Origin of the sequence: Actinosynnema sp. CA-299493, from assembly GCF_050946825.1 — a bacterium.
GTDB lineage: Bacteria > Actinomycetota > Actinomycetes > Mycobacteriales > Pseudonocardiaceae > Actinosynnema.
In genome coordinates this window covers 3861289-3875940 of record NZ_CP191993.1, presented here as the reverse complement: position 1 = coordinate 3875940, position 14652 = coordinate 3861289, and the positions used below count along the sequence as shown (strand labels likewise).

General features: G+C 72.8%; 1 protein-coding gene (only partly in view). It reads right to left on the bottom strand.

Annotated features, from left to right (window positions below):
- Positions 1 to 14652: the 5' portion of a hypothetical protein gene (locus tag ACQPYE_RS17155; protein WP_498722322.1), read on the bottom strand. 19866 nt of this gene lie to the left of the window's left edge; 14652 of the gene's 34518 nt are visible here — the first part of the coding sequence; the start codon lies at positions 14650 to 14652; its stop codon lies off the left edge, out of view.

Below are 14652 nucleotides of genomic sequence, written 5' to 3'. Positions count from 1 at the left end.
CGCCCCGGCGATCCGCTCCGCCCGGAGTGACGTCCTCGCGGCGAGGGCGGCCGCGACGATGTCGGTGACGTCCCGCGCCACCTCCTCCGCGAGAGGCGAGTAGGCGGTGCGGCCGGCGACGAGGCCGCGTGCCCTCCTGCGCGCATTGTCCCGGAGCGCCTCGTCCAAGGCGTTCAACCTGTCGCGGTCGTGCGCGGCGCGGGTGCGGACGGCGTCCTCCGTCCACGCCCGCGTCGTCGGCGGCAGCGCGGCGCCGAGTTCCTCGGTGATCCTCAGCACCAGCGACGACGCCGCGGTCAGGTCACCATCCCTGGCCAACGTGCCGGCCGCGATGTCCACCACGTCCGCCCAGAGACCCGCCTCGAAGCGGTTCCGGACGTCCTGCACGAGCCACGGCGCGCGCAGGTACACGATCTGTTGGCTCCACAGCGGTGCCGAGAACAACCACTCACGTGCCCGCGCCGCCTCCGAGCGGACCAGGTCCGGCGTCCACCAGGCCGTGTCGTAGTCGGGCGCGAACTCCGGTTCGGCCTCCGGTTCGACCTCCGCTCGGGCGACGTCGGGTTCCTGAGGACCCGCCGGTCCGGCGTCCTGCGGCTCCGGCGATCCGTCGGGGGGAACGGGACCGAGAGATTCCCGTCCGGTGCGACGCATCGGGTTCGGAGGGCTGTCCTCGTCTTCCGCGCCGCTTTCGCGGGCCGGTCGCGGCGACACCTCCCCGGACTCGGGCCGGTGGGTCTGTCGCCCGTCACGGCCGCCGGACGCGCTGCCCGGGCCACCGTCGAGGAGCACCGGCTCCGGCGGGTCCTCCTGCCGACCACCGCTCGGCTCGGCCGACGCGCCGGACCGGTCCGCGGACCTGGTCAACGCCCAGTCCAGGTAGACGTCGGCGCCGTCGCCCCGACCGCCCTCGACCACGCGGGCGCCGACGACGTCCATCCGCTCGGCCACCGCGCCGGCATCCCCGCCGGAGATCTCGACCACCGGCGGCAGGTAGCCGGCGTCCGCCCGGACGCCGACGGCCTCGGTGAGCGCGGCGCCGAACTCCGCCGCGTCGGCGAGTTGGTCTTCGGTCAGCCCGGTGGCACCCGGTAGCCGGGTGTAGGAGCGCTGCACGACGTGGCGGCGGTACGGCCGGTCGTCCTGCCGGCGCAGCCAGTGCTCCGGTCGCGCCGCGCCGAGGTCCGCGACGACTCGCCGGGCGAGCGCGGTTGCCGCCCGCTGATCCCGGGAGCCGACCAGTTCCGCGTGGACCACGGCGGTGAGGTCGGGCGCCACTTCCGGCTGGGCGTCGGCGACGAGGACGACGTCGTGGGCACGGCGGCGCAGGACCTCCTGGTCTTCCCCGTCGCGCGCCGAGTCGTCGCGCGCCCGGTCGGCCGCGATGCGCAGCAGGTCCGCGGTCCACACCTCGGGCCCCGCCGACATGCCGAGGTCCTCGGCGATGTCACGGGCCAGGAGCAGGCTCTTGCCGAAGTCCTCCCCCGCCAGCACGTCGAGCGCGATGACGGTCGTCAGGTGGGCGGCGGAGAACGCGCGCTCCCGATCGGGCGCCTCGGCGACCCGGTCGACGATCCAGGTGGCCTTCCCGTCCGCGAGTACCCGCTCCTCCTGGGCGTAGGACGTGATCGCTTCGCGGGCCTCGGCCGCGATGGCGGCCAGGTCGTCCGCCGTCCACAGGACCCGGTCGGCCGCGGGTGCGGTGGTGGACGAGGGCGCCCAGGGTGCGCGGTAGGCCCGGAAATAGGGCTCCGGGGCGGGCGGGGGGACGTGGGCGCTGGTGGGTCGCAGCGCGTTCATGCGGTTCTCGATCAACCACAGGTGTCGTGGTTTGAGCGCCGGGGCGGAGAGGGCCGTGCTCAGCGTCCCGGCCATCTTGCCCATGATCCCGTTGTCGTCGACCACGTGCCCACCGGTCGGCCGGTGCTGGAACACCGATGGGTTCACGTCGTCGTCGTCGTAGTACTCGTCGTCGAGCCCCAGGAAGTGGCCCACCTCGTGCGCGAGTTGGATCGCGGTGATGTTCAGCGACCAGTAGTCCTGCGACGAGCGCGGCCGGTACCTCCTGAAGTCGATCCGCGCGTGCGCTTCCTGGAGCGGCACGAATTCGACGGTGACGTGGAACTGCTCACCACCGGGCAGGCGGTAACCGCGGTTGAACACCTTGTCGACGCCGCTGGTGAGCCTCCTCTTCACGAAGAACGCCTGGAGGGGCGTCACGTCGCCCTCATCCAGGGCCAGCTTCGGGCTCAGGTTCAGCTTGAGGGTGAAGTCGCGCACCGCGACGCCGCCGACCTCGAAGGTCCGCACGTCGTAGGCGATGGTCGTCCGGGTGGGGCTCAGGTGCGTGTGCCGCCCGGCGCCGTGGTCCAGGTGATCCACATGGAACTGCTCGCCGCGCACGGTGAAAACGCTCTCGCCGGCGGAACGGCGGGCCTTCTCGATCTTGCCCGAGGACACGGGGCGGAGGGGGTCGAACCACGGCGCGCCGGAGGCGGTGCTGTGCCGCCAGCGGGGGTCGGACAGCACCGTGCGCGGCTGCGGGGACGGTGAGGTGATCGGTGCCGGTCCGGGCTTCGACGGTGTGGCGGGGGCGAGGAGGTGCGCCACCGGACGAGGAGGCAGGCTCCAGTCGACGTACACGTCCACGCCGTCGTCAGGACCGCCGGGCCGCGCGGCGACGTCGGTGAACTTCGCCTGGCGGAGCAGTTCCACCACGACTCCGGCCGCCGAGCCGGACACCCGCACCGGCGCGGGAGGGTCCTGCGCCCGTTGCCTGGCGGCCTGGCGCAGGGTGATCGGGGCCATCCCGGCCCTGATCTCCTCCAGCCACTCCGGGGACGGCCGGGTACCGGGCCGGAGGCGGTACGTCCGCTCCAGGACGAACGGCTCCCGGGGTGGCGCGGTGTCGGTGTCCCGCGGGGCGGGCAGGTCCACCGCCCTGGCGCTCGGACCGAGGTCCAGGGCGATCCGCTGGGTGAGCAGACCCACGTCCCGACGTCCGGTCCTCTGGTCGATGAGCGCCCCGTGGAGCACTTGCGCCGCCTCGGCCGAGAGCACGGCGGCGATGTCGGCTTTCGTACCCGGAGGGACGGCGAAAGCGCGTGGGTCACTCGTGGTGGACGACGCGTACTTGAGGAGCGACAGCCAGTAGGGCCGGGTCCGGTGCAGGACGGCACGTGCCTGTCGAGCGGCGACCGCCAGGGATTCGCGCGTCCACGGGCGGCTGCCGATCAACGTGCCCAGGGCGAACCCGGTCCAGCGGGTGTCGACGACGGGTGGGCCCTCCACCCGCATGTCGAAGTGGTTGTTCGCCCACTTGGTGACGGCGGACGGCAACATCTCGATGGCGTAGTCACGATCGCGGTAGGGCCGCGACCAGGTCGCCCGGAACAGGATGGCGGTGACGACCTTGACGAGGTCCGAGCGCGTGCGCTCGGAGAGCACGGAGTTGGCGGTCTGGAACCCGACGATGTGCGAGGCGGTGGTCCAAGCCTCGCCCATCCTCCAATCCTGGCTCCACTTGTCGATCACCGTTGAAGCCAGGAGGGCTTCGTCGGCGATCCCGCGCACCACCCACCGCGGCATCTCGAGGGTGGTTCCCAGGTCGAGCACCGCCCGGTGCGCCAGCAGCGCGGCGTTGCGGGACGGTTCGCCGGTCGTCACCAGTTCGGCGGCGATGAGTGAGGCGGCCACCTCCCGGTCCTGCTCGGACGCCACGACGTCGGACGTCTCCGGCTGCACGACCGCCCGGGCCCGCTGGAGCACGTCCTTCGCCAGCAGCGCCGCGGTGATCGTGACCAGGTCTTCCCGACCGGCGGGGCGGTACTTCGCCCGGCCGGCGACCGGGTCCGGGGATTCCCGGGTGCGCCGCAGCACGGCCTCCCTGAGTTGTCCGTCGAACCCGACCAGCGCCCGGCGGGCGATGTCGGCGACCTCCGGCTGCGCCGCTGTCGGACGGGTGGGCGCCGTGACGGCCACCAGCCCTTCCGCCACGGCCCTGGTCAGGCGGTCGGTCAGGTCGAGCGGGACACCCGACCGCTCGGCGCCGACATCGGCGATCCGCCGCGCCCACGGCGACACGTCCGCCGCGAGTGCCGCGGCGACGACCTCGGCGAGGTCCTGCGCCACCTCGGGCGCCACGGCGGAGTAGGAGGTGCGGTCGGCGACCACGACGTGCGCCCGCCGGCGTGCGCTGTCCCGGAACACCGGGCTCAGGGCGGCCAGGCTCGCGCTGCCCGCCTTCGCGCGGGAGCGGAGCCGCTCCTCCGTCCACGGCGGCTGCCCGGCGGGCGCCCCGCGCAGGTCTTCGGCGATCTTCCGGGTCAGGGCCGCGGCCGTGGCCGGGTCGCCGTCCTTGGCCAGCACACCGGCCACGAGGTCCACCACGTCCGCCCGCAGGCCCGGGTCGAAGCCGACCGTGGCCTCCGCGAGGACCCACGGCGCGCGGAGGTACACGACCTGCTGGTCCCGCAGCGAACCGGAGAACAACCAGTCGCGTGCCCGTGCCGCCTCCGAGCGCACGAGGTCCGGCGTCCACCAGGCCGTGTCGTAGCCGGGCGCGTTCTCGGGCGCCTCCCCGGGCGCGGGTCGGGCGTCGGCGTCGTGCGATTCGACCGGTTCCCGCTCGCTCCAGGGCGGCGGTGAGTCGGGCTCGCCCTTCGGTGGCGTGCGCTTGTCGTCGTCGGCGCCCCGCGGCTCGTCGAACACGGGCCGGTGTTCCGGGCGGACGGGGGCCGGCGGCTCGTGGAGGGCCGCGGCGTCCGGCGTCCGGACCGCTTGCGGTGACCTGCGCCGGAGGCTCCGGTCCACGTACACGTGCGCGCCGTCGGCGGGACCTCCGTCGAGCCCCGCGGCCCGGACCGACTTCCCGTCGTCCAGCACCGCCAGCACTCGTGCGGCGTGGGCACCGGCCACCTGCACCAGGAGCGGCAGGTGGCCGCGTTCGCGGCGGGCGAGGTCCTCGGCGGCCAGTCGCTCCCGCAGCGCCGACAGGTCCGCTTCGCGCGCGGCGGACAAGTCGGTCGACCCGCCGGGGGCGGTGTAGGACCACTCGGGGGTGAAGACGCGTGACCGCTCGGCGGGGTCGGCCATGGCGATGCCCGACGCGGGGCCGCCCAGGTCGAACGCGATCCGGTGGGCCAGTTCCACCGCACTCCGGTAGTAGCCCTCGACCTCCCTGTTCTGCACCAGGTCGATCGCGATCACCGCGGTGAGGTCGGCCGACACCCCAGGGTCGGCCGACGGGCCGGTCCTGGTGCTGGAGCCCACGATGGTGCGCGCGATGCGGAACCCGGCCGAGCTCGTGCTCGCGTCGACCCCGGCCAGCAGGTCCCACGACCGGTCGATCTCCGCGCGCAGGGCTGCCGGCGTCCACGGCGGTGACGCGCCGTCGACGTGCTCGGTGGCGTCCCGCACCGGTGTCGGTGCGGTGCCGAGGTGCCACGCGATCCTCCGCCCGAGGGAGATGGCCTCGGTGAGGCCCCGGTGCTGCGCCAGGGTCTTCGCGACGACGTGCACGACAGCGTCGTGGAGGGCCGGGGTGAGCGCTGCCGGCTCGTGGGTGAGCGCCACGACCCACCGCGCCCGGGGGTAGGCCAGCTGGGGTGCCCAGCCCGGCTGGTCGCGCATCCACTGCCGCGCGGCCTCACCGCGGGCCACGACGGCAGCCGCTGTCCACGTGGCGCCGGCCGGCCCGTCGCCGGAAGGAGGGTCGATCAGGGGGCGCTCCGCGGGGCGGCGCCTGGTGAGCGGCGCCTGCGGTCGGGCGAAGCGCTCGTCGAGGGCCACCGGACCGCCGACGAGCGCGGCGGGGCCGGTGGAGCGCAGTGCGTCCATGCGGTTCGCGATCAACCACAGGTGCCGCGGTTTGAGCGTCGCGGCACCCGTGGTGCCCCCCGCGCCCGCGAACCGCTCGCCCATCAGACCGTCGTCGGCGACGACCTGCCCGCCGCTCTCCCGTCCCCGGAGGACCGGCCGGGGGGCGCTGCGCTCGAAGTACTCGTCGTGGAGCCCGAGGAAGTGGCCGATCTCGTGCGCGGCGTCGTCCTCGGTGATCCGCAACGGCCAGCGGACCTGGTCCGGTCGGAGGTAGTTGCCGACCGTGACCTCGGCGTGCGCCTCGGCAGCGGGGGTGAACAGGAGGGTGACGTGGAACCGCCTGCCGTCGGGCATCCGGTAGCCGGGCTCGTTGAACAGCCGCTCGACGCCGGTGACCGCGTCTTCCCTCGTCCGCATGACGTGGTCGGGGTCGAGCGCGGACAGGTGCAGGTTGACGGTGAGGTCGCGCCACGCGACGCCGCCGACCTCGAACTCCCGCACGTCGTAGGCGATGATCGTCTGCACGCCGTCGGCGCGGGGCCGGTTCCCCGTCGGGGAGCTGGAGTCGAGCACCTCGAAGTACTCGCCGCGCACCCTGGCGACCACCGGCGCGGCCTCGCGCGCCTCGGCGAAGCCGGACCTGTCCCGGTCCGCAGGGCCGAGGGGGTCGAACCACGGCGCGCTGTCCGCCGTGCTGTGCCTCCACGTCGGGTCGGACAACACCTCGTACGCGGATCGCGGGATCGGCGGCGTGCCCTGCGACGGCTCGCCGTGCGCCGGCGCGAGCGTCGACAGGGCGAAGCTCGGCGGCCGGTGGGGCAGGCTCCAGTCGACGAACACCTCCACCGCGTCGTCCGGGCCGTGGTGGGACACCTCGACGGGGCTGAACCCCAGGTCGACGAAGGCGTCCGCGACGGCGGCGACGGTGTTGGCGTCCGAGCCGGCCACCCGCAGCGGCGCGTGCGGGTAGCCCGCGTTCCGCCGGGCGACCTGCAGCGCGGTGATCGGTTCGACGACCGTCGGCAGCCACTGGTCCAACGTCGCGTCCCCGTCCGGCAGGTCGTGCGCCTGTTCCAGGACGAACGGCTTGTCCGCCAGGACGACGTCGCGGATCTCCAGGGCGGCGGGGTTCCAGGTCGCGGAGGCCAGGCCGAGGTCGAACGCGATCCGGTTGGCGAGGAAGGTCGTGTCCCGGCCACCGAGGTCCGGTCGGCGCCCGGCCGCGTTCCCGGCCACGAACTCGGCCGCGAGGACGGCGGTGATGTCGGCCACCGGCCCGGGGGACGTGAAGGGGCCCTGGGCCGGGAACCCCGTGATGCCGGCGGCCTTGCGCAGCGCGGAGTCCCGGGTGTCGTCGTCGACCAGTGCGAGCACGTCGTGTGCCAGGGCGGCGGTGCTCTCAAGGGATTCCCGAGTCCACGGGCGGTCGCCGATCCCCGCGCCCAAGGCGAGCACGAGGCGGTGCGGGGCTCGCGGGGACGGTCGGCCGGTCCCGTCGAAGATCCACGACACCTGGTTGGTGACGGCGGACGGCAGCAGGTTCGAGAGCCAGCCCGACGGGCCGTCGTCCGGTGGCGTCCACCCCTCGACGGCGAGCCCCGCCGCGACGATGGCCGTCAGGTCGTCCCGCGCTCGCGGGGGCAGCGTGGAGTTGGCGGTCCGGAAGCCCACGATCTTCCCGGCCGAGCTCCGCGCACGCCGGACGACGTCGGCTTCGGCCTTCCCGAGCGCCGCGTTCGCCGCGACGGCGTCGCGGGAGAGCCCGTCGGTCAGCCACTGGGGCACGTCCAGGGCGGTGCCCAGGTCGAGCGCCATCCGGTGGGCCAGGAACGCCGCGTCCCGGCCGAAGTCGCCGGCCTTCACCAGCTCGGCGGCGATGAGCGCGACGGTCGCCTCGCGGTCCTGCCCGGACGCCTCGACCTCCGACAACCCCGGCCGGACGACGGACCTCGCCCGGCGGAGCACGTCCTGCGCGAGCCGCGCCGCGGCGACCGGTGCCAGGTCCCCGACGGGGTGGGAGGACTGCTCCCGCGCGGTGCCGAGGAGCACCTCCGCTCGCCGCAGCACGGCTTTCCGCAGTCGGCCGTCGGTGTCGTCCAACTCCCGGCGGGCGGTGTCGACGTCGTCCGCCGACACGGGTCCCGCCCACGTCGGCAGGTCGGCGACGCGACCCGCCGGGAACACCGGCACGCCCGTGGACGGGTCGAGGACCAGGCCGCTCACCAAGCCGACCGCCACGGCCGCGGTCACGCGGTCGGCGGCCTCCGGCGAGAGGAGCGCCTGTTCCGCGCCGACGGCGGCGACCACCCCGGCCAGGCGGGTCGCCCTCGCCGCCAGGTCGGCGGCGACGACGTCGGCGATGTCCCGCGCCGCGTCCGGCGCCACGGTCGTGTACGTGGCGAGATCCGCGACGAGGGTCCGCGCGCGCCGCCGGGCGGCTTCCCTCTGCGGCGCTCCGGTGGAGGCCAGTTCCGCACGAGCGCTTTCGGCGCGCGCGCGGACCGCTTGCGCCGTCCACGCCACGATCCCGGTCCGCTCCTGCGCGGCCAGGTCCCCGGCGATGCGTCCCACCAGGGCTGCCGCGGCGGTGAGGTCCCCGGACCGGACCAGTGCGGCGGCGGCGACGTCCACCAGGTCCGCCCGCAGTCCCGACTCGACCCCCGAGGCAACCCCCTCGACGATCCACGGCGCCCGCAGGTAGGCGATCCGCTTGAGCTGCGGTGAACCGGAGAACACCCACGAGCGCGCCCACGCGGCTTCCGAGCGCACCATGCCGGGCAGCCAGGAGCTGTCGTCGTAGGAGGGCGGGTCGACGGGTTCGACCACCGCGTCGGTGACCTCCGGCTCGACCGCTTCGGCGTGCTCGTCCCGGATCGCGTCGCGCTCCGAACTCAAGGAGTTCTGGGTCGCCGGTGTGGCCGCGCTCGCGCGCCAGTCGTCTTCACGGATGCGTTCGCGGTGCTCGGCGATCGTCGAGGGGTCGCGGAACATCGTCGTCAGCGCGGGGAGGAGGCGAGCCGACTTGCTCTTCGGCGCGTATTCGTAGTGGCGGCTGTCGCCGGTCCGCATGAGACCGGTGCCGATGTCGATGAGCGGCTTGGCGGGCGTGGGCGGTCCGGAACGGGTGATGCCGTCGTGCCGGGTGAAGCGGCTGTACGCGGTACGGGCAGCGACCTCCGCCTGGTGGTGCTGGTGAAGCTGCTGGAACAACTTGCCGGCGTCTTCGGAGTCACCGGTCCGCTCCGCCAGGTCGTGGATGAACCGGAAGGTCTCATCGGCGTTGGCACCGCCGCGGAGGTAGGCCAGTACCGGGGAGGTGCCTGTCACGGCGCGCGCGATGGCGAACTCGCGGCCATCGCGCCACAACCCTCGGTAGCGGTCCAACAACGTGTCGAGGTACCCCTGACCTCCTTGGGCCTGACCGAGCACGCGGAAGAGAATCGCCTTGGCGATGACGTCGACGCCTGTGAAGCGGGACGCGTCGTCCTCTCCCGAGGAGAGGGTGAAGTACTGGCCGAGAACCATCTGCGCGTGCTCGTACGGGGTGTACGTGAGCTGTTGCGCCGGCGGCTGCTGGGGGGAAGTCCGGTGGAACGCGCTCCCCAGCTCGGGGAACAGCGTGATCAGGTGTTCGACGACCGCCTGGGGGTCCCTGCGGGCGATCGTGTCGGACAGGGCGTCACCGGCCCGACGCTGGGCGGCGAGCCGCGCCGGGTGCTCGGACTGCCACCCCGTGTGGGAGTTCAGGACCGGCGCGTTGTCGGGCGGCTCGATGGTGGGGTCGACCTCGATCGCGGTGCGGGCGACCTCCGCCATGAACGACGCGACCTCGGCGTGGGTCACCGGCGGCACGGGTGAAGCGGCGATCGCGTCCCGGACGCGATCGCGGACGAGCACGCCGAGCGTTTCGCGGTAGCGCTGCCCGAGAACGCTCAAGGCGGGGTGGGAACGCAGCTCGACCGCGAACCCCTCGGACAGGGTGTCGGCCATCGCGGAGATGTCGGCCGTCGTGGCGTCGACCAGTGCTCGGCCGGTGATCGACCGGACGGCGTTGCCCATCGCGTCCCGCACGACCTGGTCCGACATCGCCGCCGTGAACGTGGCCCGATCGGTCGGCAAGGAGGTGCTCTGGTGGAGGCGGTGCAGCAACCGCGCTTCGACTCGTCGGTGGAACTCCTCCATGCGCAGGCCACTGAGCCACGGCATCCCCGGATCGAGGACCACCGCGATGTCCGCGAACCCGGAGAGGTCCTCGAACTGAGCCTGGATCGCCGACCGGGCCTGCGCCGTCGACTCGGCGACCACGCGAGCCCGGTCGGTGGCGGAGAGCACCAGCAACGCCGGGTGGTCCTGCACGCGCCTCGCGAACACCTTGACCGCAGGTGCCACGACCTGGTCGTGGAAGGACGGCGTGGGCGTCCCCGCCCCGGTTGTGAAGCCGTTGGCCACCACTTCGGCGAGCTGATCCTCGGTCCTGGGCGGTGATCCACCGCCCAGGCGGTGGATCACCCGGTGGGCGCGGTGCACGGCGGCCGCCGCGGCACCGGGAACCACCTCCTGCGCCAAGACCTGCTCGAACGATTCCCGATCCACCACCGGCGGACCTGAAATGTCCACGTGGGCGCTCAGGGCGGCCATGGCCGCCGAGGACGTCTCGGCGGTGACGCGACCGATCAGCCGGGAAACCGGTCCCACGGTGTTGAGGAACCGGTTGAGCCGTTCCACCGGACCGTTCGGTGTGTCCCCCTTCGGCGTGTTCCGCCACGTCGCGTGATATTCGCGCAGGGCTGCGAGGACCCGCTCGCTGTTTTCCCCGCCGTCCCGGGAGGCGGGAGTCCCGCCGCCCCCGAGCACCTCGCGGAACTGGTCGACGGTGGGTTCCGGGTGCGCGTCCGCGGCAAGGGCGAGCGGAGGCCGGGTGGCATCGCCGGGTCGAGCGGCTTCAGCGAGTCGTACGGATCGCTCCAGCGCACGCCGGTGGTTGTCGATCAGCCACAGGTGGCGCGGCAGCAGGCTCGGTGCCGGTCCCACCTCACCGATTCCCATGATGCTCTCGTCGTCGACGACGTGTCCGCGCCCCGTCCGGAGCTGGAACAGCTTGTCCTTCTTGGGCCCGACGTACTCGTCGACCAGGCCGAGGAAGTGCGCGACCTCATGGGCGAGGATCAGGGCGGGGATGTCGGCCGGCCACCCGGACTGGTGGGCATGTCCTCCGGTGGGGAGCACGCGGACGTGACTGTGCGCCTCTTCGGGATCGGTGGTGAACTCGATGGTGACGTGGAACTGTTCCCCACTGGGCAACCGGTAGCCCTGGTTCAGGTACTCCCGCGCGCCGATCACCGCCTGCTCCCGCACCCGCGCCGCCACGTGGGGGGCGACGGGCACCGGACGCGACCCCGGACCGGAGGCGTTTCCCGTGGTGAGGAACAGCCGCACCGTGAAGTCCCGCACCGAGGTGCCGTCGACTTCGGCGACCCGGGTGTCGTAGGTGATGAACCCCTCGCCGGGGTCCAGGGTGACCGCGTCGGGAGTGACCTGTGAAGTCGCCGTGGGGAGCCACACCGTGTGGCGCACCTGCCCCGTTGCGGGCACTCCGGCCAGCGCTTCGGCGACCCGGTCCGCCGGCACCGGGTTGTGCGGCGTGAACCAGTCGGCGGTCCAGCGCCTGCTGTGCCGCCAGCCCTGATCATCCGCCACCTGCGGAATCGGCAGTCGGACCGGAGAGGTCAGGACGGGCGCAGCCGTCGTGCGCTCGGCGGCGTGAGGGGGTTCCGCCTTGCGCAGTTCCCAGTCAACCGAGACCAGGGCGCCGTCGTAGTCCTCCCAGGTGGTGACGACGGGCTCCGGGTTGTCCGGCCCCTCCAGCGCTCGCACGACCTGGGCGACGCTCGCGGCACGGCCGGACACCTCTACCACAGGGGGCAGGTAGCCCAGCGCGGTACGCGCCCGGACGGCGTCGGCCAGCGTTTTCGCCAGCGTCCGGACCCTGGCGAGCTGGAAGTTGTCGATGCGGGCGGCACCGGGGGAAACGGTGAGCGCGAGTTCCGGCGATGTGGCCGCCAGGTACGGCTCGCCGGTGGTGTCGAGGCCGAGGTCGCGGACGATCCGCGTGGCGAGTGCCCGGTCGCCCCGGTCGCCGGAGTTCCACATGTGGCTGTGGGCGACCACGGTCATCACGTCCACCAGCACCGCCTTGTCCTCTACGCGCCCCGGCGAGATGACCGAGTACACGGCAGCCGCCGCCCGCCGGTATGCGATGTCGCGCAGGACCAGGTTCGCGTCGAGGTCGGTACGGCCGTCGATCGCCGCAGTCCTCAGGCTTTCCCTGGTCCACTCCAGCCTGTCGGCATCCGGGTCACCGGTCGTCCTCGTCCTGAGGTCGAGCAGCGCCTTGCCGGGTACCACCTCGTCCGAGGAGCGCTCCGCAGGGACGACCGGCAGACCGATACCGAGCCCGTCAGCGATCTCACGGGCCAGAACCACGGCGGCAGCGGAATCCCCGGACCTGGACAACGTGCTGGCCACGACGAGCACCACCTGCTCCTCCAAACGCCCGTCCTGCTCCAGGAAGGCTGTCTGATGGGTGGCAGCGATCGCGATCCGAGCACGTCTGATCAGGTCATCGGTGCGGGTCTCCGGATTCGCGGCGAAGAACCGGCGCGCGTGCCCCGCCCTTCTCGCCAATTCCGCTCGTGTCCACTGCGACGAGGCGTCGGCGGGATCCTCCCGGACGTGTTCCATTGCCGGTTCGCCGGTGAACAGCGTTTCCTGCGGAACGGTGTCCGACTTCTGTCCGGGCGTACCGTCTTGGGTCGGTCCTTCGATCACCCAGGTGGCGATGTCCACGGTTTCCCGGGTATGCCCGTCGTCCATCGTGGTCGCCGCGGTTGGTCGGTCGGTCGTCGGAGGGGCCTCGACCGGACTCGGGACGCGAGTGGTGTTCTGCGGTTCCGGATCGGGTCGACCGGAAGCGGTGGGTGGCGTGGTGCGCTGCTCGGTTGGAGGGGTGATCGATTGGGATGCGGTCCCTCCCGGTGCGGCGTTCAGTGCCGTGAAGTCGAGTTCTACCGGTGCGAGCGCGTCGACTGGCGATTCGACGGGATTGAGCGCCAGGCTCGGCGTCCCACCGCTGTCCGGCGACGGTGGGGTGACAGCCGAGTGGCTCGGCAGCTCCGCCGGTCCATCGGCGGGCGCGACCGGAGTTCCGGGTGGGGTCGGACGATCCTGCGATCCGGCTTGCGGCTGCGGAACGGCCGTTGGGGGAACCGGTGTGGCCGAGGCGGTGGCCGGGAGGGGCAGTGCGGCGTTTGGCGAAGGCGGGATCGAGCCGATCTCCACGTCCGTCGGCAGTCCGGACCCGTCCTCCGCGGAGTACAGCGGCAGACGACTCGTGGAATCCGGCTGGCCGGCGACCGGTGTTCCCGGCCGGGACACCTCATCCTCCGCGAACCGCGAGTCGACGAGCGACCACGGATCTGCCTGCTCCGGATCGATGTCGGCCCGCTGCGGATCGGCGTCGACCTGCGCCGGACCGGCGTCCGCCCGCGGCGGACCGGCGTCGGCCTGCGACTGGGTGAAGACCGTGGCTTGTGCCGGTGTGGCGGATCCGGTGCCAGGAGCCGGCAACGCGCCCTCGGCGTGACCACCGACTTGTGCCGCCGGCGCGGGACCGGCGGTCGCTTCCTCGTATTCCGGCAGGGGCCCGCTGTAGCGCGGCGGGGCGAGGTGGTCACCGTCCCAATCCCCAGCCCCGGGATCGGCGCCGGGATCGGGATTGTTCGCGGCCGGGGGCAGGTCGGCCAGCGGCACTCCACCCGGTTCCGCCTCGGGTGCGCGGGTGCGGCCGAAGAGGCCCGCCGCCGCGCCGGCGGCGGTGATCGCCGCGCCGGCGGCCAGGCCCACCCCGACACCGATGGCGGTGCCGATCAGCGCGGGTCCCGGGCCACTTCCACCGCCGGTGTCGGCAGGAGGCGCCACCGGCTCCTGGACCTCTGGCTCCCACTGCTCCGGCTCATCGATTTCAGGCGGACCGGGTGGGGGTTCGACTGGTTCCCCCGCTGTCCCGGGGCCTTCGGGCGCGGACTGCTCGACGCCGAACGGATCGGGTTCCGGCGGTGCCGCGATCGACTCCTCCTGCCCGTCACCCGGTTCCACGTCTTCGGCTCCGCCGGCGTCATCCACACCGCCGACATCCCCGAATTCACCTACTTCGCCGACATCACCGATATCGCCGAGGCCGTCCAACACCTCCGGATCGAAATACTTCTCCACACCAGCCTGGAAAGAACCCGAGAACACACCACCCACCGCACCCGTCCACAACTCCCCATGACCCTGACCCATCCCCTCCGCCATCGCCCAACCCACCTGCACCTCCGCATGACCCTCGTTCACCCCCTGGAACAACACCCGATCACGCAACCACCCCGGCGCCCCCGACCGACCCAACGACACCAACACCCCCGCACCCGCACCACCCACCGCCGACAACCACGAACTCATCCCATCCCACTCACGCCGCGTCCCCTCCAACACCTGCGACAACTGCGCGACCGCATCCTGCAACACCTCCTCCACACCCTCCTGAACACCCTCCACCAACAACCGCACCATCCACCCCAACCGCTCCACCAACCGACCCACCGCAGCCCGACCCGCCGCCACGATCGACGGCACCAAAAACGCCGTAAAAGGACTCGCCAACGCCCACCCGATCGAATACGAAAAAAACGCCAACTCCACCACAATCGAATACTCCGCATGCTGCACCTGCACACCCAGGTCATACAACGACGAACCCTGACCCGACACCACCCCCACCAAATCACCCAC